Consider the following 22,761-nt stretch of genomic DNA (forward strand, 5'->3'; position numbering starts at 1 on the left):
TGATGTTGCCATTGCCAACTCTACCGGCCTACCCAGGCGTCGGCTGCGATCAGATCGATGCGGTCGGTGCAGAAGGCATCCACGCCCCACTGGCGGATTTCCTCGGCGCGCGCCATGTCGTTGACGGTGTAGCAGAACAGCCCGACACCGGCCGCTTTGACGGCGGCAGCCAGCGCCGGGGTGAGGTGCTTGTGATTGGTGTGCAGCGCCACTGCCTGCAGTTGTTGCAGACGCGCCTGCCAGTCCTCGGCAATCACATCCACCAGATAAGCCCGTGGCAAGGCTGGTGCCACTTCCTTGGCTGCCAGCAGGGCCTCGAAGGAGAACGAGGACAAGACCGGCAGCGCCGCCCCGCTCTTGCCGGCGAAGCGCCGTGCCACCGCCTGGGCGGTCAGTTCGCCGGTACGGCGTGCCAGCTCCGCAGCGGCGGGCTTGATCTCGACGTTCATCCAGATTCCCTCGGCCAGGCAGAAATCCAGTCCCTGCTCCAGCGTGCAGATCCGTTCACCGGCAAAACGCGCATCCAGCCAGGCGCCGGCGTCGAGGTCGCGCAATTGGGCCCAGTCGCTCTCGGCGATCTTGCCCTCGCCGGGCAGGGTGCGCCCGCGCTGCGGGTCGTGCATCAGGATGGGGAGGTCGTCGCGGGTCAGCATGACGTCGAATTCGACGGCGCGATAGCCATGTTCCAGGCCGCAGCGGAAACCGGCCAGGGTGTTTTCCGGCGCCAGGGTGCCGCCGCCACGATGGGCGAGGATGCGAGGATAGGGCCACATGATGTTCTCCGAGGGTGGGCCTTGCAAAAAGGGGCAAGGTAATCGGCGCATAAGGTAGAGCAGTTCACGCCGTGCCACAAGCACTTCAGGCCAGCCAACCTGCCCTTGGTCGCAAGGTGCTCGCCGGCGGCGCCGCGACGGTGCATTCTTGCCGCATCCTTGATCCACCTGCTGCGAGGCCATCATGCACGAGACTGCTCCCTCCCCCCTGCCCGGCGACAAGACTTGCGCCCCGGGCGCCACCCCCTGCGACTACGCCCGCGCCGAGCGCCGCGTGGCACGCCAGGTCGGCTTTTTTTACCACCTGGGCATCTACCTGAGCGTCAATGCAGCGCTGATGCTGCTCGACCTCATGGGGCCGCGCGCCCACTGGTGGAGCCTGGGGCCTCTCCTTGGCTGGGGAATCGGGGTACTATTCCACGCCTTGCGCGTATTCGGGCGCTTTCCCGCCGGCTGGAAACAGGCGATGATCGCCCGTGAACTACGCCGACGTTGACAGGCCCGGTGCGCCGGGCAGCTTGTTTGCCTCATCACCGAAAACTGCATGACCCGACACGATACATCGATCCCGCCCCGCCTGACCGTCCTGCTGCGCGAGCTGGCACTGTCCCTGCTGCCCACGCTGGTGATCAACCTGCTGTGTGCACTGGCCGTGACCTACCTGATGCGCATCGGCGGCAGCTTCTATGAAAACCTGCAAGTGTCGATGTGCATCGGCCTGCTGGCCATGCTGCTCATCAACGGCACGCGCCTGGCCATTTGGGGCGATGGCGAGCCCAACAAGCTGGGCTTTCTGGCGATCATCGCGGTCATGGCCCCGCTGGCGGTGCTGCTGGGACGCCTGCTGGCCAGCGTATTGCTGGACCAGCCCATCCTCAGCCTGGTACCGGAGCACAGCGACAACATCATCGCGGTGATGGTGCTAACCTTCCTGGTCTGCTTCGGCGCCACCGTCTTCTTCTGGAACCGCCAGAAGATGGCCGCCCTGCAAGCCCACGCCAGCCAGGTCGAAAAGCAGGCCGTGCAGGCGCAATTGCAGATGCTGCAGGCCCAGATCGAGCCGCACATGCTCTTCAACACGCTGGCCACGCTGCAGTCGCTCATCAGCACCGACCCGTTGCAGGCCGAGCTGATGTTGAACCAGCTGGTCCAATACCTGCGCACGACCTTGTCGGCTTCACGCGCCGACAGCACTTCACTGCAAAAGGAATTCGACCTCATCAAGGCCTACCTGGGATTGATGTCGCTGCGCATGGGTCTGCGCCTGACCTATACCCTGCAGCTGCCGGAACACCTGGGCCGCCTGCGCCTGGCGCCGATGCTGCTGCAGCCGCTGGTGGAGAACGCCATCAAGCATGGCCTGGAACCCAAGGTGGAAGGCGGCAACTGCACCGTGCGCGCGGCAGTCCACAACGACATGCTGGTGCTGAGCGTGCTCGACACCGGCGTGGGCCTGCCCACCAGCATCAGCCTGAACCAGCCGCCGGCGCAGAAGGAACCGGTGATCGGCATGCACTTCGGGCTGGACAACATCCGCGAGCGCCTGGCCACGCTCTACGGGCCACTGGCCGAACTCATCATCACCCACAACGTGCCGGCCGGCGCAATGGCGCAGATCACCATCCCGCTCAAGGCCCTCAAGGCGGCCCACCGCAGCAGCAAGAGCAGCCGCCTGCTGGATCGCTGAGTCCCCTGCCGTTTTTGTCGGAGTCCGATATGGCCCATCCCACTGCCCTGATCGCCGAAGACGAACCCCTGCTGGCCAACGCACTGCGCCAGGCCCTGGCACGCTGCTGGCCGGAACTGCCGGCACCGCATCTGGCGGCCAATGGGGACGAAGCGCTCGAGCGGGCGCTGGCACTGCTGCCGGATGTGCTGTTCCTGGATATCAGGATGCCCGGTCGCAGCGGATTGGAGGTGGCCGGCGACTTGGCCGAGGAGTGGCCGGCGGGGCGTCCCTTCCCGCTCATCGTCTTCGTCACGGCCTACGACGATTACGCCCTGCAAGCCTTCGAGCGCGCCGCCATCGATTATTTGCTCAAACCGGTCAGTCAGGAGCGCCTGGCGCTCACGGTCGCGCGCCTGCAAGGCTTGCTGGCCCGGCGCGCCGCCAGCGACCAGGATAGCCAGCTGGAAAGCGCCCTGGCGCAACTGCGTGCCCTGGCCGCGCCAGTGGCCGAGCCGACACCGCCGCGACTGGACTACATCCGCGCCGCAGTCGGCAACAAGGTGAAGTTGATCCCGGTAGACGAAGTGATCTATTTCGAGGCCACCGACAAATACGTCAATGTGGTCAGCGCCGAGGGGAGCGCGCTGATCCGGTCCAGCCTGCGGGAATTGATCCCGCAACTCGATGCCCGCCAGTTCTGGCAGATCCATCGCGGCACCGTGGTGCAGGTCCGGCAGATTCAGGCGGCGGTGCGGGAAGAGAGCGGCAAGCTCTTCGTGCAGTTGCGCGACCGCCCGGAAAAACTGGCGGTCAGCCGCCTGTTCGCCTATCTGTTCAGGCAGATGTAGCCGCTCCTGGCTCAACCATCAGCGTCCGTAGTAATACCCGGGGCCGTAATAAGGACGGTAGTAATGCGGCTGCGGCGGGCCCACCGGCACCACCACGCAGGCCGACAACGTGGCAGCGGCCACGGCGGCGGCGACGATCAGCTTGATCCAACGGCTCATGATGCACTCCTTGTGTTTTGGCGTTTTTGTTCACTGCGCCCGGCTGATGCCTGGCCACGCTGGCAGAGTGCCAGCCGCGCCCCCTCACAGGTAATACATGGGCGTATCTTGTGTAACAAGAACAGGTAAAAACCTTCATATCGCCTCCAAGGCGCGTTGTCGACGGGCAAAAAAACCTGTCGCAACGGCGGCAAAGCCCGTGGAACCTGGGTAGCTGCGGTAGAATGCCTGCCATCTGAATAAACAGGCATTCCTCCCGATTCATCTCATGAGCAACGAACTGAAAAACGGTCATCCCCCTGCCCCCTCCACCAATTTCCTGCGCGGCATCATCGAATCCGACCTGGTCTCGGGCACCTATGCCCAGCGCAGCAGCCAGGATGGCCAGGCCCTGCCGCAGGTGGTGACCCGTTTTCCGCCCGAGCCCAACGGCTACCTGCACATCGGCCACGCCAAGTCGATCTGCCTGAACTTCGGCCTGGCGGCAGACTATGCCGGCCGCTGCCACATGCGTTTCGACGATACCAACCCCGAGAAGGAAGAACAGGAATACGTCGACACCATCCTGGACTCGGTCAAGTGGCTGGGCTTCTCCTGGGAGCATGAAGGCAAGTCGCACCTGTACTACGCCAGCAACTATTTCGACGTCATGTACGCCTGCGCCCAGGCGCTCATCCGCAAGGGCCTGGCCTACGTGGACGAGCAGAACGCCGAACAGATGCGCGAGAACCGCGGCACCCTGACCGAACCCGGCAAGGATTCGCCGTGGCGCGACCGCCCGGTGGAAGAGTCGCTGCGCCTGTTCGAGGAAATGCGCGACGGCAAGCATCCGGATGGCTCCATGATCCTGCGCGCCAAGATCGACATGGCCAGCCCCAACATGAATCTGCGCGATCCGGCCATCTACCGCATCCGCCATGCCACCCACCACAATACCGGCGACAAGTGGCGCGTCTATCCGATGTACACCTTCGCGCACCCGATCGAAGATGCGCTGGAAAACATCTCGCACTCCATCTGCACCCTGGAATTCGAAGACCAGCGCCCGTTCTATGACTGGCTGCTGGAACACCTGGCCGAGGAAGGCTTCTTCAAGAAGCCGCTGCCGCATCAATATGAATTCGCGCGCCTCAATCTGACCTACATCATCACCAGCAAGCGCAAGCTGCGCCAGCTGGTGGATGAAAAGATCGTCTCCGGCTGGGACGACCCGCGCATGCCGACCATCGTCGGCCTGCGTCGCCGTGGCTACACGCCCGAGGCGATCCGTCTGATGTGCGACCGCACCGGCGCCTCCAAGAACAACAGCTGGATCGACTTCAGCGTGCTCGAAGGCGCGCTGCGCGAAGACCTTGATCCCAAGGCACCGCGCGCGGTAGCCGTGCTGCGTCCCTTGAAACTGATCATCGACAACTTCCCCGAAGGCGTGTCCATCGATTGCAGCGCTCCGGTCTATCCGCCCGCGCATCCGGAACACGACACCGCGCACCGCCACTTCCCCATCACCCGCGAACTGTGGATCGAGCGCGAAGACTTCATGGAAGAACCGACCAAGGGTTATTTCCGCCTCTTCCCTGGCAACAAGGTGCGCCTGCGCTACGGCTACGTGGTCGAATGCACCGGCTGTGACAAGGATGAACACGGCAACGTCATCGCCGTGCACTGCAACTACTTCGAAGACAGCAAGAGCGGCACCGAAGGCAGTTCCAACTACAAGGTCAAGGGCAACCTGCACTGGGTCAGCGCCGAACACGCCCTGGCCACCGAAGTGCGCCTGTACGACCGCCTGTTCTCGGACCCGCATCCGGATGCCGGCGGCAAGGATTTCCTGGCGGCCTTGAATCCGAACTCCAAGGAAGTCATCACCGCCTACCTGGAGCCGACCCTGAAGACCGCCCGACCCGGCGACATCTACCAGTTCGAACGCCACGGCTACTTCGTGGCCGACCGCGTCGATTCGACCGGGGGCCAGCCGATCTTCAACCGGGCCGTCACGCTCAAGGACAGCTGGGGCAAGTAAGCACAATCAGGGGAAGACGGCCGCAAGGCCACGCGGGCGGCAGCGCGCCAGTCGTCCGCGCCAACGGGATGGCGCAGCCGGGTGGCCAGGGCCACCGGCAGAGCTAGGGGAACTCATGTTCGAGCAGATCAAGATCCAGCGCTTGTCGATGTCATCCATCTACAAACTGCTGGCCCTCGGTACCAGCTTCTCGCTGGTGCCGTTTTCAACGCTGATGGGTGTGCTCTCGCTGTTCGGCGCACAAACCATCACCTGGGATGGCAAGCACCTGATCGGTTATGACGGCCTGATCGCCTCGCCCTTCATCGGCCTGTTCCTCTCGGCCTTCATCACGCTCTTCCTGGGCACCCTGTGCTGCATCGGGCTGTGGCTGTATTCGCTGTGGCGCCCGCTGTCACTGAAGGTGGAGGCGGTGGACAATCTGGACATCGACCAGCTGATCCGCGAGAGCGAAGAAGCCATGGCCACCCGCGACTGACTGCCACCAAGCGCCACTCAGCTCCACTGAGCGCGGGACACTCAGAATATCTTCATCCACTTGAGGAAGGCCACGGTGGCCACACCGAGGCCGCCCATGGCGCCCATCACGATCCAGAACGAGGTCTCATCATGCAGGCCCGGCAAACCTGCCACGTTCATCCCGAAGATCCCCGACACCAGCGTGGCCGGCATCAAGAGCGCCGTCAGGACCGACAGCGCCATCAGGTTGCGGTTCATCTGCTCCGACATCTGCGAGGCGATCTCTTCCTGCAGCAGCTTGGCGCGTTCATAGACAGCCTCCACGGTGGAGTGCAGTTCGTTGAGTTCATCCAGAGCATGGGTCAGGTCTTCCAGTGCCTCGCGCGGCACCCAGCCTGGACGCAGGCGCTGAAACTGGGCCAGGATGCGCCGCTCCGGTGCGATGAAGCGACGCAGCTCGGCCAGTTGGCGGCGGATGCCGGAGAGCTCGGCGCGGTCTTCGGAACGGCGATCCGAGAGCACCGAGAATTCGATGTCGTCCACCTTGTCATTGAGCTTGTCCAGACGTGCATTGAAGCCATCGGCCAGACAGCGCAGCAGCTCGGCGAACAGGTCCATGGGATTGTCGAAGTCACCGCCGTCCAGCACCTTCTGACGCAGCAGGTTGGTCGACAGAAGCGGCTGGGTGCGCAAGGTCAACAAGCGGGTACGGTCCAGATAGAAATGCAGTGCCCCCTTTTCGGTCCCGGTGTCGCCGATCTCCATCTTCATATCGGTCAGCGTGCCATACACCCCCTCGGGCGTGGCGTGCAGGCCCGGATGGGTGTCGCTGCTGAGCAGGAATTCGGTGATGTACTCGGGAATGTCGCTGTGATGCGCCATCCATTGCTGGATCTTCACATCGGCGGTCTTGACGTGCAGCCAGGCGAAATCCGGTGCGCTGGGGTGATAGTCGACCACTTCATTCCAGTTCATCTGGCGTGCCCGGCCCTCCTCGAATCGGAAGGCGCAGATGAATCCGGCCGGTTCGTAGAGCAGGTGCAGTGCTTGCGGGGTGTCCGGCGGATTGTGCATGAGCGGCCAGGTCAGGAATGGGCGGAAGGCATGAGACCCCGCATTCTAGCGACCGTCTTTGACAGATTTGTGACAGGGCCGTGACGCCCCGTGCACGGCCGCCCCGGCTCAGTAGTTGAAGTTGCGGTTGCCCCAGGCCTCGCGGGCCGCACCGCAGACCCGGATCTGGTCTTCGTTCATGCCGGAGGTGCCATTCAACTGGCACTGGTCGGAGACCGACTTGGCCTCCTCGATGTTCTTGCGGAAATAGGCGTAATCCTTCTTGCCGGCCACGGCGTCACAGGCCGACAGCAACGGCAGGGCGATGCACAGCAGCGCTGGCAGGCGGAGGGCGGATTTCATGCGGTGGTTCCCCTGAAAGGCGGGCCAGGCCCGCGACAGGCAGCGCCGAGATGCGCCCCCGACCGGCCCTTCCCCGGGGCCGTGGCGGCAGCGCTGCGCTGCAACGCGACAAAGTATAGACAGCCGTCGAGGATTGCTCAACGGAAATCTTCACTTTCCTCACCTCATGGTAGAACAAAAAGGGCCGGTCACCATGACCAGCCCCGGTGTGCTGCATGAACGCCTTGTCAGGATGGAATCATCCGCGACGCTTGAGCAGGGCGTGCAGGATGATGGCACCGAAGGTAGCGGTGCCGATGCCGCCCAGGGCGAAGCCGCCCATCTTCAGGGTGAAGTCACCTGCGCCCAGCACCAGCGTGACGGCGGCCACGATCAGGTTGGTATTGTTGGAGAAATCGACCTTGTTCTCGACCCAGATGCGGGCGCCCGACACGGTGATGAGACCGAACACCACGATCGACACGCCGCCCAGCACCGCGCCAGGAATGGTCAGGATGACCGCGCCGAACTTGGGCGAGAAGCCCAGCAGGATGGCGATCACCGCCGCCACCACGAAGACCAGGGTGGAATAGATCTTGGTGACGGCCATCACGCCGATGTTTTCGGCATAGGTGGTCACGCCGGTGCCGCCCACGCTGCCCGAGAGCATGGTGGCCAGGCCGTCGCCGATGAAGGCGCGACCGATGTAGCGGTCCAGGTTCTGGCCGGTCATGGCCGAGACGGCCTTGATGTGGCCCAGGTTCTCGGCCACCAGGATGATGGCCACCGGTGCCAGCAATGCGATGGCGCTGCCCTGGAAGACCGGTGCGGCAAAGTGCGGCAGACCGAACCAGGCGGCATTGGCCACGGTGGAAAAGTCGATCGGTTTGCCCAGGCCCATGCCGTTGGTCAGTACCGCGTAGAGCACATAGGCCAGCAGCAGGCCGATGAGGATCAACAGGCGCTGCAGCATGCCGCGCGTAAAGACTGCCACGAAGCCCACACAGAGGATGGTGGCCAGCGCCATCCAGCTGTCGAAACTGCTGCCGGAGACGCCCTTGACGGCGATGGGGGCCAGGTTCAGGCCGATCACCGCCACCACCGCACCGGTCACTACCGGGGGCATCAGGGATTCGATCCAGCGCGTGCCCACGCCCGAGACGATCAGCCCGATCACGGCATAGACCGCACCGCAGGCGATGATGCCGCCCAGCGCCACGCCGAGGTTGGCGTTGGGACCAGAGCCGGCATAACCGGTCACGGCGATGACCAGTCCGATGAAGGAAAAGCTCGACCCCAGGTAGCTCGGCACCCGACCGCCGACCATCAGGAAGAACAGCAGGGTGCCGATGCCCGACATCAGGATCGCCAGGTTGGGATCGAAGCCCATGAGCAGCGGGGCCAGCACGGTCGAGCCGAACATGGCCACCACGTGCTGCACGCCCATGGCCAGCGTCTGCGGTGCAGGCAGCCGCTCATCGGCGGCGATCACGGCCCCCTGGCCGTCGTTGGTGCTTTGGCGCAGCCGCCATTGGGGGAAATACGAACCCGACATGGAGATCCCTTTCGTTGTGGATTTGTTTTGATTTGTACGTGGATGTGGAACGGGGGCTAGTGTATTGAGCGACCGCACAAATAACAATTGCTGCGGCGCTGCCCCGCAAAAATAAATCCGTAAAAGATTTCGGCCGCCCCGGCGCGCTGCTGCCCGGCGGTGCAAAAAGCGCGCCTGCACCACCCTGACGCCCCAAAACAGATCGCCCGTTTGCGCAAACGCCGGCGACCTTTCCCGGGCATGTTTCTTGCGCCTCGGGAGCGGTTAGAATCACGTCCCCGATTGTTCCCTGCCATGTCGATGATCAACCTCACCACCCCTGCCCTGCTGTTCCCCGCGACCTCGCTGTTGCTGCTGGCCTATACCAACCGCTTCCTGGTGCTGGCGCAGCTGATCCGCAACCTGCAGCACCAGGGACAGAACGATGAACGCGGGCTGGTGATCCGGCAGATCCTCAATCTGCGCAAACGCATCGTGCTGACCCGCTACATGCAGGCACTGGGCGTGTCCAGCTTCATCATGTGCGCCATCTCGATGTACCTGATCTTCGTGGATCGCAATCACTGGGCCGAGGTGCTGTTCGGCCTGAGCCTGATGCTGCTGGTGCTGTCATTGCTGGTGTCGCTGTGGGAAATCATGATCAGCACGCGCGCCATCGAGATCACCCTGGAAGACATGGCCCAGAAGCTGGAAAAAGGGAGCCTCCCCGTCCAATGAAAGCTTTTCATTCATGGCACGATTCCATTGAAAGCCGGCATCGGACGAACATGTAATAATCGAGCGCCCGGCCGGCCTCGTAGATGGCCGTTCTCGGGCATCCCTCGACTATGCACTGGAGACCCACATGATCCTGGAACTGGCGGACATCCGCATCCAACCCGGCAAGCAAGCAGAATTCGACGAAGCCATCCAGCGCGGCCTGGCGCAAACCATCAGCAAGGCCCGTGGCTATCTCGGCCACAAGGTCCAAAAAGGCATCGAATCGCCCGAGCGCTACCTGCTCATGGTGTACTGGGCCACCCTGGAAAACCATACCGTGGATTTCCGTGAATCGCCCGCCTTCACCGAATGGCGCGGCATCGTCGGCCCCTTCTTCGCCGGTGCCCCGCAGGTGGAGCACTTCGCACTGCTGACCGAATCCGCGTAAGACCGGTGCGCGCCGGGCGCGCCCATCGCCCACCGGATACCCGCTGCGCCACCCGACCCGGTGCTGCGGAACGTTTTCCGGCCTGCCCTTGACTAAGGGGCAGGCCCGGGGGCCGGCCCAAAGAGCCGCCCCCGCAGGCCGCATACCGATGATGCGCCGCCATGACAACAGCGCCGGTCTGCACCGTGCGCAGGAACACCAGAATGACCACACTGCTCCGCTTACCCACCCCACGCCATCTGCGCGCCGGCGCCTGTGCACTGGGCATGCTGCTGGCCCTGTCCGGCTGCAACAACTTCAGCGGTGACGAACGGCAGCAGGCCGAGGTGATCGGCAACTTCTACCGTATCCACCTCAAGAACCGCGCCCCCGGCCTGCCCTCGGCCGAGGAACTCAAGCAGTTCGAGCCGCTGGTCAGCCGCGCCCTCTACGCCCTGCTGAGCCGGGCCGAAGCCGCCGACGTGCGCTATCACAGCGTGGCCGGCCCGCAGGCCGCGCCCCTCATCGAGGGCGACCTGTTCACCTCGCTCTACGAAGGCGCCACCTCCTTTGAAGTGCAGTCCTGCGACAGCGATACCGACCGCGCCTCCTGCCAGGTCGCCTTCCGCTACCAGAACGAGGGTGCCGACGAGTCCTGGAACGACAAGATCCTGCTGGTGCGCCAGGAACACCAGTGGCGCATCGACGATATCGAGTTCATCGGCAACGACCAGTCCTCCCAGCGCGAATACCTCAGCGACAACCTCAACGACGCCATCGACCAGGCCCAATGAGCCGAGGCGGCTCGCCGTCGCACCCCGGCGGCGGAATTGGCGCCCTTTTGGCAATGTGTTCCCGGCCTTCCTGTTGCGACCGGACGCTTAAGATATGGCTCTGGCATGCTGGGCGGCTTGCGCCCGCCTGGCTGACTGCGCAAGGGCACGCCAAAAAATAGCAAAATGACCATAGCACCACGAAACAACACGCCAGCGCCATCCTGCGCCTGGCCCAGGGAGAATCGGATTGAAGCGGATCGGTAAGACACTCATGGTCGCCACCAGCCTGCTGCTTGCAGCCTGCTCGGCCAATGAAGAGGGCAAGGCCAAGGAACTGGTCACGGAGTTCTACCAGACCCATGCCTCGAACCGTCCCTCGGGCGCGCTGACGCTCAGGGAACTGATTACCTTCCGCCGTTTCCTGTCGGTGCCGCTGTTCGACCTGTTGAAGGATGTCTCGGTGGCCCAGGAGGCCCGCGTGGCGCAGTCGACAGCCGAGCAGGCGGCCGATCCTGATGCCGAGCCCTTGCCGCCGCTGGTGCAAGGGGATTTGTTGACGGGCAATCCGAATGGTGCCTCCACCTTCCGGGTGGTCCGCTGCGAAGCGCAGGAGCGCGAGGCCACTTGTGCCGTGGAGCTGATCTTCAGCGACGCCAAACTGCAATCCCCGGTCAAATGGACCGACAAGCTCATGCTGGCCCGTGATGCCCGCGGCTGGGTCATCGACAACATCGAGTACGCCGGTGGCAATGCGCCCATGCGCAGCGGCACGTTACAGGATGCCCTGCGCAAGGTCTTGCAGCGCGACGCCGCGCCGATAGCGCCGATGGTACCGCTGGCCCCCGCCACGCCTGCCGCCCCGGAGAAATGAGCCCGGGCCGGTAACGGCCGCTGTGGCGCTGCGGCGCCTCGCAAGAATCCGACTTCGTCCCGCGCCCTGCCGCTCTGCATGCTGGCAAGGGCGACACAAGGCTCTATAATCGCGCGATTCCCTCAGAAGCCCGCTGCGATGTCCAATCACACCTTCCTCTGGCACGACTACGAAACCTTTGGCGCCGTGCCGCGCCGCGACCGGCCTGCGCAGTTTGCCGCCGTGCGTACCGATGCCGAGCTCAACGAGATCGGCGAACCCATCATGATCTACTGCAAGCCGGCCCCGGACTACCTGCCCGACCCGGTATCCTGCCTGATCACCGGCATCACGCCGCAGCACTGTCTGGAACACGGCATGGCCGAACACGAATTTGCGGCCCGCATCGAGCAGGCGCTCGGAGAACCCGGCACCATCGGCGTGGGTTACAACACCATTCGTTTCGATGATGAAGTCACACGCTTCATGTTCTGGCGCAACCTGATCGATCCCTATGCCCGCGAATGGGCCAACGGCTGCGGCCGCTGGGATTTGCTGGACGTGGTGCGACTGACCTATGCGCTGCGCCCGGAGGGCATCCAGTGGCCAACCAAGGAAGACGGCAGCGTCAGCTTCAAGCTGGAGCACCTCTCCAAGGCCAATGGCCTGGCCCACGACGCCGCACACGACGCACTCTCCGATGTGCGCGCCACCATCGCGCTGGCGCGCCTGATCCGCCAGCACAACCCGCGCCTGTTCGACTTCGCCCTGGCCTTGCACAAGAAGGACAAGGCAGCTGCCGAAATCGGCTTGCCGGCGGCCAGACCCTTCCTGCATGCGTCGGGCATGTTCCCCGTGGCCAATGGCTGCCTGGCCCTGATGTGGCCGCTGGGCATGCACCCGACCAACAAGAATGAAGTGATCGCCTGGGATCTCGGCCATGACCCCGGCGAACTGGCGGGCATGGATGCGGCCACGGTGCGCGAACGCATGTTCACCCGGCGTGATGAACTGCCGGAGGGCATGACCCGACTGCCGGTCAAGAGCATTCACCTGAACAAGTCGCCGATGGTGGTGGGTAGTCTCAAGACGCTCTCCGCCGAGCGCGCCGGCCAATTGAACATCGATGTGGACGCAGCCCTGCGCCACGCCGAAAAGGCCGCCGCCCTGCCCGATTTGAGTCCGCTGTGGCGCGAGGTCTACCAGCGCGAGCAGGAAGGGCCGGTGGACGTGGATGAAGATTTGTACGGCGGTTTCATCGGCAACGCTGACCGCCGCCAGCTCACGCAGCTGCGCGCCCTGCCGGGGCAGGCACTGACTGGTGCCAGCGTGGCCTTCGATGACAGGCGATTGAATGAAATCCTGTTCCGCTATCGCGCCCGCAACTTCCCCGAGACCTTGAGTCCCGAGGAAGCACAGCACTGGGAAGAACACCGTGCCGCACGCCTGTTCGAGGGTGCCGGTGGTGCACGCACCGTCGCGCAGCTGTTCGAGCAGATCGACCAGTTGCAGGAAGAGGCGGATGACGAACGCACCCAGGACATCCTCGGTGCGTTGTATGACTATGCGGAGATGATTGCACCGGCCAATCAGTAAGCAGCAGGCGCGCAGGCGCGCCTCTTGACTCTTATTCGGCGGCAGGTTCGCCCTGCGCTGCGCCGGCGGCCTTGCCCTGCGACTTCAGCTTCATGATGAAGTCGCGCAAGGCTGGGCCGATCTCCTCGAACAGCGGATGCTTGCGGTTCTTGAGGATCACTTCCCCGAACAGCTTCAAGCCCAGCGCCAGCTGCGCGCTGGTGTCACTGTCGAATTGCCCGTTGCCACGCAGGCGGGAGACGATAGTGAAGAGATCGTCATGGTTGCCCGCCTCGAAACTCAGGGGTGCGTGCAAGGGCTGTCCCTCCGAGGCCGTAGCCAGGTGCTCAAGGGTGATGCGGTAGCGATGTTCTCTCATATGAAGTTCCTTTCCAAATTCTGAAACCGCCGGCTCAGACCCGCTCCACCGCCACGGCGGCGCGGTCGATGATGTCGATGATGGCATGCAGTTCTTCCTTGGCCAGCTTGCCCTTGGCCAGGCGCGTATGTAGGGCCATGCGGAAGTTCTGCACGGCGCGGCGCAGTTCGGGCGAATCGGCGTCGGGACGTTCCTGGCGGCGCAGCTCGAACTTGCGCAGCACCTGCTGCAGCAGCTCGGCGTTTTCCTGTTCTTCCAGATAGGCTCGGCCCTCGGCGCTGAGGGTGTAGAGCTTCTTGCCGCCTTCCTCGCCCTGCACCGAGGCATGGCCCATTTCTTCCAGCAGGGTCAGGGTCGGGTAGATCACGCCAGGGCTGGGGCTGTAGCCACCGCCCACCAGTTGCTCGATGGCCTTGATGATGTCGTAGCCGTGGCGCGGCTTTTCCTGCAGCAGATGCAGCATCACGATGCGCAAGGCGCCCTGCTCGAACATGCGCGCGCCGCGTCCGCCGCCTTCACGGCCGCCGGGGCCATGATGGCCACGCGGACCGCGCGGCTCGCCGTCTTCGAACAGGCCGCCGCCATGATGCCCACGGTCGTGACGCTGGTGCTTGGGGCCGTGGCCGGGTTGGCCGGGTTGATGAAATAAATGCTTGAACATGGTGTTTCCTTCTTGTCAGGTTGCCAATGCAGCGACTGACGCACGCTGCGTGTCGATCGATATAGCCAAGATATATCTTAATCATCTGCATTTCAAGATATATCTTAATAATATTTTCAAATAGTATTCTGAGGGCAATATGAAGCAAAAAGCTTCACCGTCAGTCCGGCGACATTAGCTGCGGGCCAGAAGTGCTAAGGTCTTGACATCACACCCACAACAAATGAACAAGGAGACACGCATGCCCCAAGCCACCACCCCCAATGCGCCCATTGGCCGCTTCCCCATCCCCGATCTTCATACGCTGCCGGAGGATATCCGCAGCCGCATCCTGGCCGTGCAGGAAAAGTCCGGATTCATCCCCAACGTGTTTCTGGTACTGGCGCATCGGCCGGATGAATTCCGCGCCTTCTTCGCCTATCACGATGCCTTGATGGACAAACCCGGCGGGCTCACCAAGGCCGAGCGCGAGATGATCGTGGTGGCCACCAGCAACGCCAACCAGTGCCAGTATTGTGTCGTGGCCCATGGGGCGATCCTGCGCATCCGCGCCAAAGATCCGCTGCTGGCCGACCAGGTCGCCATCAACTACCGCAAGGCCGACATCAGCGCGCGACAGAAGGCCATGCTGGAGTTCGCCATGAAGGTCTCGGCCAGCGCCTGGGCTGTGAATGATGAGGATTTCGCCACGCTCAAGGCGCATGGCTGGGAAGAGGAAGACGCCTGGGACATGGCCGCCATCGCGGCCTTCTTCGGCATGTCAAACCGGCTGGCCAACGTGACCAGCATGCGGCCCAATGAAGAGTTCTACCTGATGGGACGCCTGAGCCCGCAATGAAGCATCAGCGCTGGCCGCCGTGCCAGCGCGCCACCCGTTGCAGGCAGGCGTGCAGACCGTCCTGCACCAGTTCGGCGGCATGCGCCAGCATGAGATTGCGCGGCAGTCCGAAATCCTCGATCAGCATGCCTGCGCGGCAGTAACCCGGTTCGGCTTGCGGCACCTGATGCAGCAGGTCCTGCGCCGGCGTGTTGTAGCACCACACCTTCTTGCCGCGCCCGACGGCGTATCCGATCTCGAAGACCGTGCCCGAGTCGGGTTCGTGCCCGCGAAAATCGCAGACATTGGCCACGACGTAATCGGCGGAGTCGATCAGGGCCACATTGATCTGGTAGATGCGGCGCGCCACCTCGGCCTTACTGTCGCCGCTGACCTCGTCGTCACCGGGGCACAGGGCGACCAGCCCGAGTTCGGCGCACCACCGCTTGATCTGCAGTTTGTGCTGCGCATAATCGCGCTGGAAGACATCGGGGCCGGCCAGGTAGATGCGAGGCTGCGGGGTCATGGTTGATCCTGTGGAATACGCGGGAACCGGCAGGATAACGCAAACCTTCATCTCCTCATGAACGCAGTTGCGCCACAATCTCCGCGCGATCGAAATCTGCGCCGAAGTCATCGACCTGCACGCTCTGGTCGCCATAGCGGGCAAAGGCATCAAGCGCGTCCTTCTCCTGCTGCGAGATCAGCTGGCGTTCCAGCGCCAGCGCACTCCAGGCCGGGACTTCCAGCAGGCTCTGCGGCATCGGCGGCAGCTTGCCCTCCTTGATGTCGGCCTTGAGCCTATGCTCCAGTTGCTGCACCACCGGCGTGAGCATGAAGGCTTTCTCGCCGCAGGCCAGCGGGTCACCATCGCGCGGGACATAGGCATCGGCCACCAGCCGGTTGCGGCTCTCGCCCGGCGTCTGCATGGCCTTGGCCACGCGTGTGCCCAGCACGTCCGAGGGCTGGCGGTAGAGCCGGCCAAGCGGGAAGATCAGCACCCGCAAGAGCAGCGCGATGACCGGATTGGGGAAGTTGTGCAAGACCTCGATGATGGCTTCCTGGGCGCGATGCAGCGCATCCTGCACCGACCAGTCCACGTAGGGCAGATCCTCCTCCTGCCGGCCCTCGTCCTCGAAGCGTTTGAGTACCGCAGAGACGAGATAGAGCTGCGAGACCACATCGCCCAGCCGTGCCGACATCCGTTCACGGAACTTGAGGGTGCCGCCCAGTACGCCCATGCTCACATCGGTGAGCAACGCAAAGGCCGAGGACAGATGCACCACCGCGCGGAAGTAGCTTCGCGTGGCGCCTGTCGCATGACTTGAGGAAGGCAGCAGCCAGCCACGGCTGATGCCGCCCACGAAGCTGCGCGCCGCATTGGCCGCGACGAAGGAAAGGTGGGCGAAGAGCAGCCGGTCAAATTCCTGCACGGCGCGTTCGCGGTCCTCGTCAGCAGCGGTGGCCAGTTCCTGCAACACATAGGGATGACAACGGAGGGCGCCCTGGCCGAAGATGATCAGGCAGCGCGTCAGGATATTGGCGCCCTCCACCGTGATGGCAATGGGCACCTGCTGGTACACCCGCGCCAGGAAATTGCCCGGCCCCATGCAGATGCCCTTGCCGCCGATCACGTCCATGCCGTCATTGACCACCATGCGCCCGCGCTCGGTGACGTGGTACTTGGAAATGGCCGAGATGACCGAAGGCTTCTCGCCGGCATCCACCGCCAGTGCCGACAAGCGGCGCGTGGCATCCATCATGTAGAGATGCCCGCCCATGCGCGCCAGGGCTTCCTGCACGCCTTCGAACTTGCCGATCTCGATCTTGAACTGGCGTCGCATGGCGGTGTAGGCACTGGTACCGCGCACGGCCAGCTTGGAGAAGCCGACGCTGGAGGAAGGCAGAGAAATCGCCCGCCCTGCCGCCAGACATTCCATCAACATGCGCCAGCCGCGTCCGACCTGCTCGGCACCGCCGATCACCCATTGCATCGGAATGAAGACATCGCGCCCCTCGGTCGGCCCGTTCTGGAAGACGGCATTGAGCGGCCAGTGGCGACGTCCGGTGATCACGCCCGGATGAGCGGTCGGGATCAGGGCGCAGGTAATGCCCGGCTCGGCATTGCTGCCCAGCAGTCCATCCGGATCACGCACGCGGAAGGCCAGGCCCAGCACGGTCGCAATCGGTGCCAGGGTGATGTAGCGCTTGCTCCAGGTCACCCGGAAGCCCAGGGTTTCGCGCCCCTCATGCTCGCCCTTGCAGACGATGCCCACATCCGGAATGGCCGCCGCATCCGAGCCCGCATAGGGACTGGTCAGCTCGAAGCAGGGAATTTCCAGGCCCTGGGCCAGGCGCGGCAGGTAATGATTCTTCTGGGCCTCGGTCCCGTAATGCAGCAGCAACTCCGCCGGGCCCAGCGAATTGGGCACCATCACCGCGATGGCCGCCGCCGAACTGCGCGAGGCCAGCTTCATCACCACCTGCGAATGCGCATAGGCCGAGAACTGCTTGCCGCCATATTGACGCGCAATGATCATGCCCAGAAAACCCTTGTCCTTGATGAACTGCCAGGCTTCGGGCGGCAGGTCCTGGGTCTTCACGCTGGTCTCCCAGTCGCTGACCATGGCACACAACTGCTCGACCTCGTTGTCGAGGAAACTCTGTTCTTCCGGCGTCAGGCGTGGTGCGGGCAGCTCGAAGAGGCGCTTCCAGTCCGGCTTGCCCGAGAACAGCTCGGCATCCCACCAGACGGTGCCGGCCTCGATGGCATCGCGCTCGGTAGCCGACATGCCGGGCATGATCTTGCGGAACAGGTCCAGTGCCGGGCGCGTCATCAGCGACTGACGCACGGACTTGATGGCCACCAGCAGCGTCGGCGTAAAGAAGAGGATGGCCAGCAGCACCAGCACCGGCAATTCAATACCGGCCAGGCGCGCGCCCAGCCAGATCAGGACAGCCTCGGCCACCAGCCAGATCCAGGCGCCCGCGCGCATCATCATGAGGGCCAGTGCGCTGGCGATGAGAAGAATGAGCCAGATGATCATGTCGCCTCCTGTGCTGTTGTCATTGCGGATGAGGGGTGCAGGCCGTGACACAGTGTGGCACCGAATGCCGGCAGCGCCAAGCCGACATCCCGCTAGCCGGTCGCCTCACCCTACCGCGCCAGCTCATCCGGCGCAATCGGACAGTGCAGCCTGCCCCGGTCAGACAACGCCGGACAAGCCGCCGCCCATGCCATCCATTACAATCCCGGCATTGCAGCGTGCAGCAGCGGAGAACACATCATGAAATGGGAAGGCAATCGCGAAAGCGACAACGTGGAAGATCGCCGTGGCGAGGATGGCGGCGGGGGCGGCGGCTTTGGCTTCGGCGGACGTTCCATCGGGCTGGGCACGGTTGCGGTGGCCCTGGTGGCCTCCTACTTCTTGGGCATCAATCCACTGACCATGCTCAACCTGCTCTCGGGCGGTGGCTCGCCAGCGCCGGTGCAGCAGCAGGCGCCCTCCCACAAGCCTTCGCCCAACGACCAGATGGCGCGCTTCGTCTCCACCGTCCTGGCCGACACCGAAGATACCTGGGGCCAGATCTTCGCCAGCAATGGCAAGCAGTACGTGCGGCCCAAGCTGGTGCTCTTCTCCGGCAGTACGCCCACCGCCTGCGGCACCGGCCAGACCGCCACCGGTCCCTTCTACTGTCCCGGTGACCAGAAGGTCTATATCGACCTGTCTTTCTATGAACTGATGAAGCAGCGCTTCAAGGTCTCCGGCAATTTCGCGCAGGCCTATGTGATCGCGCATGAAGTGGGGCACCACGTGCAACACCTGATGGGCATTTCCGACAAGGTCGATGCGGCCCGCCGCAATGCCAGCGAGAAGCAGGCCAATGCCATGTCGGTGCGACTGGAGTTGCAGGCCGACTGCTTTGCCGGAGTCTGGGCCTATCATGCCAACCAGGCCCGCCACATTCTCGAAGAAGGCGATATCGAAGACGCCCTGCATGCCGCCTCGGCCATCGGCGACGATGCCCTGCAACGCCAGGCGCGCGGCGTGGTCGTACCGGATTCCTTCACCCATGGCAGTTCGGCGCAGCGCGTGAGCTGGTTCAAGCGCGGCATTGCCCAAGGCAAGGTCAGCGCCTGCAACACCTTCGCTGCCAAGGACCTCTGACCTCTGATTTCACAACAAGGAGACGCAAGGCATGATCCTATCCTACTGGTGCATCCTGGTGGCCGGCCTGATGCCGGTCCTCACCATCGCCGTGGCCAAGTATGGCCGACGCGACTTCGACAATGCCGAACCGCGCGCCTGGCTGGACAAGCAGACCGGCGTGCGCCGCCGTGCCGACTATGCGCATCGCAACCATTTCGAGGCCTTCCCCTTCTTCGCCGCCGCCGTGCTGGTGGCGCAGCAAGTGGGCGCGCCGCAAGGGCAGATCGACATCGCCGCACTGGCCTTCATCGCCGCCCGCCTCCTCTACACGGTGCTGTACCTGGCGGACAAACCCTCGGCCCGTTCGGCGGTGTGGATCATCGGCTATCTGAGCGTGATCGCGCTGTTCGTCATTGCTGCGCGTACCTGAGAGAGGAGCCCTCGATGAACCACCCCGCCGCCTCCCGACTGCCCCTCATGCGCGATGCCCTGGACGCCCTGCGCGCAGGGCGTGGCGACATCGCCACCCTGTGCAGCACCTGGCGCGCGCAGGAAGAGGTGATGAACGCCCTGCCCGCCCGCTATCGCCAGGTCGCCGAAGACCTGCTGGCGCGACTCGAAGCCGGCAGCCTCTTCACCGAGGAAAGCTGCTCCTTCAGCCAAAAGGATCTCACCGACAGCCTCGCCACCTGGCTGGACAAGGCGCAGCAGACGCTGGCAGCAAGCTGAGCTGCCTGGCCGGAAGAACTAGTTCTTCCGGCCTCCCCCCTCCTCCTTTTTCCTTCACCTTCCTCACCGTCGGACCAATGTTGCCTGCCCGCCGTGATCGATAAGCTGGACTGCATCGATCACCATCCGCAGGAGGCTTCATGTCCGACCAAAGCCGGGCCTATGGCGTACTGGGTTCCAGTACGCTGGCCTTTACCGTCTGTTTCACCATCTGGGTGATGTTCGGGGTCATCGGCATTCCCATCAAGAATACCCTGCACCTGAACGAAACCGAATTCGGCCTGCTCACCGCCATGCCGGTGCTGACCGGTTCGCTCATCCGCGTGCCCCTGGGCATCTGGACCGACCGCTACGGCGGCCGCATCGTCTTCTTCATCCTGATGCTCTGCACGATCGTGCCGATCTGGCTGATTTCCTATGCCACCGCCTTCTGGCATTTCCTGGTGTTGGGCTTGTTCGTGGGCCTGGCCGGTGGCTCCTTCTCGGTCGGTACGCCCTATGTGGCGCGCTGGTTCAAGAAGGAGCGCCAGGGTCTGGCCATGGGCGTGTTCGGCGCCGGCAACTCGGGCGCGGCGGTCAACAAGTTCATCGCCCCGGCCCTCATCGCCGCTGGCGGCTGGGCCCTGGTGCCGCAGGTCTATGCCGGCCTGATGTTGATAGCGGCGCTGATCTTCTGGTTCTGCTCCTCCACCGATCCCAGCCACCAGGTGGCGTCCGATACCCGCTTCATCGACCAGATCCGCATGCTCAAGGAGCCCAAGGTCTGGCGCTACTGCCAGTATTACTCGGTCGTGTTCGGCGGCTACGTGGGCCTGAGCCTGTGGATGGTCAAGTACTACGTCACCGAATATGGTTTCGATATCAAGCACGCCGCCCTGCTGGCCGCCTGCTTCTCGCTGCCGGGCGGTGTGCTGCGCGCCATGGGCGGCTGGCTCTCCGACAAGTACGGTGCCAGCAAGGTAACCTGGTGGGTGATGTGGATCTGCTGGGTGGCGTTCTTCCTGCTGTCCTATCCGCAGACCGATTTCACCATCCTGACCGTAAGCGGCCCGCAGACCTTCCACCTCGGTCTGAACCCGGTTTTGTTCACGGTGCTGCTGTTCGTGGTGGGCGTGGCCATGGCCGTAGGCAAGGCCTCGGTCTTCAAGTTCATCTCGGACGACTACAGCAGCAACATCGGCGCCGTCTCCGGCATCGTCGGCCTGGCCGGCGGGCTGGGCGGATTCATCCTGCCCATCCTCTTTGGCATCGCGCTCGACCTCACGGGCGTACGCAGCTCCTGCTTCATGCTGCTTTACGGCACGGTCTGCTGCTCGCTCGTATGGATGCACTTCCAGTTCCGTGGCGAGACGACCATGACCTCCAGTGCGCCGCAAGCCCACTGATCCCTTCCTCTGACAAGGACTCATCATGACTCACGTATTACAACGCTGGGAACCGGAAAACCCCGAGTTCTGGCACAAGCAGGGCCAAGCCGTCGCCCGTCGCAATCTGTGGATCTCGATCCCCTGCCTGATGCTGGCCTTCGCGGTCTGGATGCTATGGAGCGTGGTGGCGGCCAACCTGGACAAGGCGGGCTTCCATTTCAGCAAGGACCAGCTGTTTTTCCTGACGGCCTTGCCGGCGCTCTCGGGCGCCACGCTGCGTATCTTCTATTCCTTCCTGGTACCGGTCTTCGGTGGCCGCAAGTGGACTGCCATTTCCACCGCCAGCCTGCTGATTCCGGCCATCGGCATGGGCCTGGCACTGCAGGACCCGAGCACCAGCTATTCCACCCTGCTGGGACTGGCGCTGCTGTGCGGGCTGGGCGGTGGCAACTTCAGTTCCAGCATGGCCAACATCAGCTTTTTCTTCCCCAAGGCGCGCAAGGGTTACGCCACCGGCATGAATGCCGGTATCGGCAACTTGGGCGTGTCGGTGGTGCAGTTCGTCACACCAATGGTGATTTCCTCGGCCGTGTTCGCGGCCTCGATATCGGGTCAGGGTTTCCTCTTCCATGATCCCAAGAGCGGTGTGGAGAGCACCTTCTGGCTGGCCAATGCCGGGTTCATCTGGGTACCCTTCATCGTCGCGGCCACCCTGGCGGCCTGGTTCGGCATGAATGACATCGCCTCGGCGCACGCCTCGCTGGCCGACCAGGCGGTGATCTTCAAGCGCAAGCACAACTGGCTCATGTGCTGGCTGTACGTGGGTACCTTCGGCTCCTTCATCGGTTTCTCGGCGGCCTTTGCGATGCTGATCAAGGCCGAATTCCCCGAGGTCGCGGTGGCGCAATACGCCTTCCTCGGCCCCCTGGCCGGTGCCCTGGCGCGTCCGCTGGGCGGCATGCTGTCGGACCGCATCGGCGGTGCGCGCCTGACCTTGTGGGTATTCCTGGCCATGGGCCTGGCCATCCTGCTGGGCATCCTGCCGGCCTTGCATACGCACCAGTTCGCGCTGTTCCTGGTGTCCTTCATTGTCATGTTCATCCTGACCGGCCTGGGCAATGGCTCGACTTTCTGCATGATCCCGCTGATCTTCCAGACCGAGCGTGAACGCGCCGCCCAAGGCCAAGGCGAAGCTGCCCTGCAGCAGGCGCGCCTGGATGCGGCCAAGGAATCGGCCGCCGTGCTGGGCTTCTCCGGTGCCATCGGCGCCTATGGCGGCTTCTTCATCCCGCAGAGCTTCGGCACCTCCATTCGCATGACCGGCGCGCCCGACATGGCCATGTTCATTTTCGTGGGCTTCTATGCCAGCTGCATGCTGATCACCTGGTGGTACTACGGGAGCTGCAACAACGGCAGGCGACGCTTGGCGGCCTCTCCCGGAGGGTTGCCCCC

Annotated in this window: 25 protein-coding genes; 16 read left to right on the top strand and 9 right to left on the bottom strand. The window is 63.7% G+C overall.

The genetic code is table 11. From position 1 onward, the window contains the following. Positions 1 to 20: 20 nt before the first annotated feature. A complete protein-coding gene (ugpQ, locus tag HNO82_RS13290) occupies positions 21 to 773 on the bottom strand; it encodes a glycerophosphodiester phosphodiesterase (RefSeq protein ID WP_175344039.1) in 753 nt (250 codons plus the stop codon). A gap of 184 nt (positions 774 to 957) precedes the next feature. On the opposite strand from ugpQ, the gene HNO82_RS13295 reads away from it, so the two are divergent. Genes HNO82_RS13295 through HNO82_RS13305 form a run of 3 tightly spaced genes read left to right on the top strand, consistent with a single transcriptional unit; the run spans position 958 to position 3,290 of the window. Beyond that, positions 958 to 1,269, top strand: coding sequence for a 2TM domain-containing protein (locus HNO82_RS13295; RefSeq protein ID WP_008331429.1), 312 nt, complete (start codon positions 958 to 960; stop codon positions 1,267 to 1,269). A gap of 48 nt (positions 1,270 to 1,317) precedes the next feature. After that, on the top strand, positions 1,318 to 2,460 hold the full coding sequence (locus tag HNO82_RS13300) for a sensor histidine kinase (protein WP_008331430.1): 1,143 nt from the start codon (positions 1,318 to 1,320) through the stop codon (positions 2,458 to 2,460). 29 nt (positions 2,461 to 2,489) lie between these two features. Continuing rightward, on the top strand, positions 2,490 to 3,290 hold the full coding sequence (locus tag HNO82_RS13305; protein WP_175344040.1) for a LytR/AlgR family response regulator transcription factor: 801 nt from the start codon (positions 2,490 to 2,492) through the stop codon (positions 3,288 to 3,290). Between the two features lie 18 nt (positions 3,291 to 3,308). Here the strand turns inward: HNO82_RS13305 and HNO82_RS13310 are convergent, their stop codons facing one another. Next, on the bottom strand, positions 3,309 to 3,449 hold the full coding sequence (locus HNO82_RS13310) for a hypothetical protein (protein WP_008331432.1): 141 nt from the start codon (positions 3,447 to 3,449) through the stop codon (positions 3,309 to 3,311). Between the two features lie 268 nt (positions 3,450 to 3,717). On the opposite strand from HNO82_RS13310, the gene HNO82_RS13315 reads away from it, so the two are divergent. Both HNO82_RS13315 and HNO82_RS13320 read left to right on the top strand, forming a co-directional pair. Then, on the top strand, positions 3,718 to 5,469 hold the full coding sequence (locus HNO82_RS13315) for a glutamine--tRNA ligase/YqeY domain fusion protein (RefSeq protein ID WP_175344041.1): 1,752 nt from the start codon (positions 3,718 to 3,720) through the stop codon (positions 5,467 to 5,469). 115 nt (positions 5,470 to 5,584) lie between these two features. After that, positions 5,585 to 5,947, top strand: coding sequence for a hypothetical protein (locus HNO82_RS13320; protein WP_008331434.1), 363 nt, complete (start codon positions 5,585 to 5,587; stop codon positions 5,945 to 5,947). Positions 5,948 to 5,988: 41 nt separating this feature from the next. Here HNO82_RS13320 and HNO82_RS13325 read toward each other — a convergent pair whose 3' ends face one another. The 3 genes from HNO82_RS13325 to HNO82_RS13335 all read right to left on the bottom strand — a co-directional run bounded on the left by HNO82_RS13325 (position 5,989) and on the right by HNO82_RS13335 (position 8,878). Continuing rightward, entirely contained in the window at positions 5,989 to 7,002 is a 1,014-nt protein-coding gene (locus tag HNO82_RS13325; RefSeq protein ID WP_175344042.1) for a transporter, read from the bottom strand. 108 nt (positions 7,003 to 7,110) lie between these two features. Then, on the bottom strand, positions 7,111 to 7,344 hold the full coding sequence (locus HNO82_RS13330) for a hypothetical protein (RefSeq protein WP_008331436.1): 234 nt from the start codon (positions 7,342 to 7,344) through the stop codon (positions 7,111 to 7,113). A 238-nt stretch (positions 7,345 to 7,582) separates the two neighbouring features. Beyond that, positions 7,583 to 8,878 carry a solute carrier family 23 protein gene (locus HNO82_RS13335; protein ID WP_175344043.1) on the bottom strand — a complete coding sequence of 432 codons (1,296 nt, stop codon included), beginning with the start codon at positions 8,876 to 8,878 and terminating at the stop codon, positions 7,583 to 7,585. A 300-nt stretch (positions 8,879 to 9,178) separates the two neighbouring features. On the opposite strand from HNO82_RS13335, the gene HNO82_RS13340 reads away from it, so the two are divergent. The 5 genes from HNO82_RS13340 to sbcB all read left to right on the top strand — a co-directional run bounded on the left by HNO82_RS13340 (position 9,179) and on the right by sbcB (position 13,226). Then, positions 9,179 to 9,595, top strand: coding sequence for a DUF2721 domain-containing protein (locus HNO82_RS13340; RefSeq protein ID WP_008331443.1), 417 nt, complete (start codon positions 9,179 to 9,181; stop codon positions 9,593 to 9,595). Positions 9,596 to 9,722: 127 nt separating this feature from the next. Further along, positions 9,723 to 10,025 (top strand): antibiotic biosynthesis monooxygenase family protein, encoded by a 303-nt coding sequence (locus tag HNO82_RS13345; protein ID WP_008331444.1) that lies wholly within the window; start codon positions 9,723 to 9,725, stop codon positions 10,023 to 10,025. Positions 10,026 to 10,228: 203 nt separating this feature from the next. Then, positions 10,229 to 10,798 (top strand): YqhG/Tai3 family protein, encoded by a 570-nt coding sequence (locus HNO82_RS13350; protein ID WP_175344044.1) that lies wholly within the window; start codon positions 10,229 to 10,231, stop codon positions 10,796 to 10,798. Positions 10,799 to 11,027: 229 nt separating this feature from the next. Next, complete coding sequence (locus HNO82_RS13355; protein ID WP_175344045.1) at positions 11,028 to 11,651, top strand: YqhG/Tai3 family protein; 624 nt, start codon at positions 11,028 to 11,030, stop codon at positions 11,649 to 11,651. A gap of 138 nt (positions 11,652 to 11,789) precedes the next feature. Next, positions 11,790 to 13,226: an exodeoxyribonuclease I gene (gene sbcB / locus HNO82_RS13360; protein ID WP_175344046.1), complete on the top strand. Its 1,437-nt coding sequence runs from the start codon at positions 11,790 to 11,792 to the stop codon at positions 13,224 to 13,226. A 31-nt stretch (positions 13,227 to 13,257) separates the two neighbouring features. Here the strand turns inward: sbcB and HNO82_RS13365 are convergent, their stop codons facing one another. Together HNO82_RS13365 and HNO82_RS13370 are read right to left on the bottom strand one after the other, a co-directional pair. Then, the gene (locus HNO82_RS13365; protein ID WP_175344047.1) at positions 13,258 to 13,584 is read right to left on the bottom strand and encodes a DUF3861 domain-containing protein; all 327 of its coding nucleotides are present in this window, start codon (positions 13,582 to 13,584) and stop codon (positions 13,258 to 13,260) included. 34 nt (positions 13,585 to 13,618) lie between these two features. Next, a complete protein-coding gene (locus tag HNO82_RS13370; protein WP_175344048.1) occupies positions 13,619 to 14,245 on the bottom strand; it encodes a PadR family transcriptional regulator in 627 nt (208 codons plus the stop codon). Between the two features lie 241 nt (positions 14,246 to 14,486). Here HNO82_RS13370 and HNO82_RS13375 point away from each other — a divergent pair, with 241 nt between their 5' ends. Continuing rightward, complete coding sequence (locus tag HNO82_RS13375) at positions 14,487 to 15,083, top strand: peroxidase-related enzyme (protein ID WP_175344049.1); 597 nt, start codon at positions 14,487 to 14,489, stop codon at positions 15,081 to 15,083. 4 nt (positions 15,084 to 15,087) lie between these two features. Here the strand turns inward: HNO82_RS13375 and HNO82_RS13380 are convergent, their stop codons facing one another. Beyond that, positions 15,088 to 15,588: a nucleoside 2-deoxyribosyltransferase gene (locus HNO82_RS13380; RefSeq protein WP_175344050.1), complete on the bottom strand. Its 501-nt coding sequence runs from the start codon at positions 15,586 to 15,588 to the stop codon at positions 15,088 to 15,090. A 55-nt stretch (positions 15,589 to 15,643) separates the two neighbouring features. After that, on the bottom strand, positions 15,644 to 18,109 hold the full coding sequence (locus HNO82_RS13385; RefSeq protein WP_175344051.1) for an acyl-CoA dehydrogenase: 2,466 nt from the start codon (positions 18,107 to 18,109) through the stop codon (positions 15,644 to 15,646). A 240-nt stretch (positions 18,110 to 18,349) separates the two neighbouring features. Here HNO82_RS13385 and ypfJ point away from each other — a divergent pair, with 240 nt between their 5' ends. From ypfJ to HNO82_RS13410, 5 genes are all read left to right on the top strand, one after another. Beyond that, entirely contained in the window at positions 18,350 to 19,231 is an 882-nt protein-coding gene (gene ypfJ / locus HNO82_RS13390) for a KPN_02809 family neutral zinc metallopeptidase (protein WP_175344052.1), read from the top strand. Between the two features lie 31 nt (positions 19,232 to 19,262). Further along, positions 19,263 to 19,643: an MAPEG family protein gene (locus HNO82_RS13395; RefSeq protein WP_175344053.1), complete on the top strand. Its 381-nt coding sequence runs from the start codon at positions 19,263 to 19,265 to the stop codon at positions 19,641 to 19,643. Between the two features lie 14 nt (positions 19,644 to 19,657). Further along, positions 19,658 to 19,942 carry a hypothetical protein gene (locus HNO82_RS13400; RefSeq protein WP_175344054.1) on the top strand — a complete coding sequence of 95 codons (285 nt, stop codon included), beginning with the start codon at positions 19,658 to 19,660 and terminating at the stop codon, positions 19,940 to 19,942. A gap of 140 nt (positions 19,943 to 20,082) precedes the next feature. Further along, positions 20,083 to 21,327 (top strand): MFS transporter, encoded by a 1,245-nt coding sequence (locus HNO82_RS13405; protein ID WP_175344055.1) that lies wholly within the window; start codon positions 20,083 to 20,085, stop codon positions 21,325 to 21,327. 25 nt (positions 21,328 to 21,352) lie between these two features. Next, a partial coding sequence (locus HNO82_RS13410) for a NarK family nitrate/nitrite MFS transporter (RefSeq protein ID WP_249777000.1) occupies positions 21,353 to 22,761 on the top strand: 1,409 nt, incomplete at its 3' end.

This window comes from Herbaspirillum sp. C9C3 (assembly GCF_013359625.1).
Lineage (GTDB): Bacteria > Pseudomonadota > Gammaproteobacteria > Burkholderiales > Burkholderiaceae_D > Herbaspirillum.

What these genes read in the sequence shown, in the direction of transcription:
- HNO82_RS13340 (WP_008331443.1), top strand. Translation starts at nt 9,179, where the DNA reads ATGATCAACCTCACCACCCCTGCCCTGCTGTTCCCCGCGACCTCGCTG.
- HNO82_RS13395 (WP_175344053.1), top strand. Translation starts at nt 19,263, where the DNA reads ATGATCCTATCCTACTGGTGCATCCTGGTGGCCGGCCTGATGCCGGTC.
- ugpQ (WP_175344039.1), bottom strand. Translation starts at nt 773, where the DNA reads ATGTGGCCCTATCCTCGCATCCTCGCCCATCGTGGCGGCGGCACCCTG.
- ypfJ (WP_175344052.1), top strand. Translation starts at nt 18,350, where the DNA reads ATGAAATGGGAAGGCAATCGCGAAAGCGACAACGTGGAAGATCGCCGT.
- HNO82_RS13350 (WP_175344044.1), top strand. Translation starts at nt 10,229, where the DNA reads ATGACCACACTGCTCCGCTTACCCACCCCACGCCATCTGCGCGCCGGC.
- HNO82_RS13380 (WP_175344050.1), bottom strand. Translation starts at nt 15,588, where the DNA reads ATGACCCCGCAGCCTCGCATCTACCTGGCCGGCCCCGATGTCTTCCAG.
- HNO82_RS13320 (WP_008331434.1), top strand. Translation starts at nt 5,585, where the DNA reads ATGTTCGAGCAGATCAAGATCCAGCGCTTGTCGATGTCATCCATCTAC.
- HNO82_RS13385 (WP_175344051.1), bottom strand. Translation starts at nt 18,109, where the DNA reads ATGATCATCTGGCTCATTCTTCTCATCGCCAGCGCACTGGCCCTCATG.
- HNO82_RS13365 (WP_175344047.1), bottom strand. Translation starts at nt 13,584, where the DNA reads ATGAGAGAACATCGCTACCGCATCACCCTTGAGCACCTGGCTACGGCC.
- HNO82_RS13405 (WP_175344055.1), top strand. Translation starts at nt 20,083, where the DNA reads ATGTCCGACCAAAGCCGGGCCTATGGCGTACTGGGTTCCAGTACGCTG.
- HNO82_RS13300 (WP_008331430.1), top strand. Translation starts at nt 1,318, where the DNA reads ATGACCCGACACGATACATCGATCCCGCCCCGCCTGACCGTCCTGCTG.
- HNO82_RS13335 (WP_175344043.1), bottom strand. Translation starts at nt 8,878, where the DNA reads ATGTCGGGTTCGTATTTCCCCCAATGGCGGCTGCGCCAAAGCACCAAC.
- HNO82_RS13345 (WP_008331444.1), top strand. Translation starts at nt 9,723, where the DNA reads ATGATCCTGGAACTGGCGGACATCCGCATCCAACCCGGCAAGCAAGCA.
- HNO82_RS13315 (WP_175344041.1), top strand. Translation starts at nt 3,718, where the DNA reads ATGAGCAACGAACTGAAAAACGGTCATCCCCCTGCCCCCTCCACCAAT.
- sbcB (WP_175344046.1), top strand. Translation starts at nt 11,790, where the DNA reads ATGTCCAATCACACCTTCCTCTGGCACGACTACGAAACCTTTGGCGCC.
- HNO82_RS13295 (WP_008331429.1), top strand. Translation starts at nt 958, where the DNA reads ATGCACGAGACTGCTCCCTCCCCCCTGCCCGGCGACAAGACTTGCGCC.
- HNO82_RS13305 (WP_175344040.1), top strand. Translation starts at nt 2,490, where the DNA reads ATGGCCCATCCCACTGCCCTGATCGCCGAAGACGAACCCCTGCTGGCC.
- HNO82_RS13400 (WP_175344054.1), top strand. Translation starts at nt 19,658, where the DNA reads ATGAACCACCCCGCCGCCTCCCGACTGCCCCTCATGCGCGATGCCCTG.
- HNO82_RS13325 (WP_175344042.1), bottom strand. Translation starts at nt 7,002, where the DNA reads ATGCACAATCCGCCGGACACCCCGCAAGCACTGCACCTGCTCTACGAA.
- HNO82_RS13370 (WP_175344048.1), bottom strand. Translation starts at nt 14,245, where the DNA reads ATGTTCAAGCATTTATTTCATCAACCCGGCCAACCCGGCCACGGCCCC.
- HNO82_RS13330 (WP_008331436.1), bottom strand. Translation starts at nt 7,344, where the DNA reads ATGAAATCCGCCCTCCGCCTGCCAGCGCTGCTGTGCATCGCCCTGCCG.
- HNO82_RS13310 (WP_008331432.1), bottom strand. Translation starts at nt 3,449, where the DNA reads ATGAGCCGTTGGATCAAGCTGATCGTCGCCGCCGCCGTGGCCGCTGCC.
- HNO82_RS13375 (WP_175344049.1), top strand. Translation starts at nt 14,487, where the DNA reads ATGCCCCAAGCCACCACCCCCAATGCGCCCATTGGCCGCTTCCCCATC.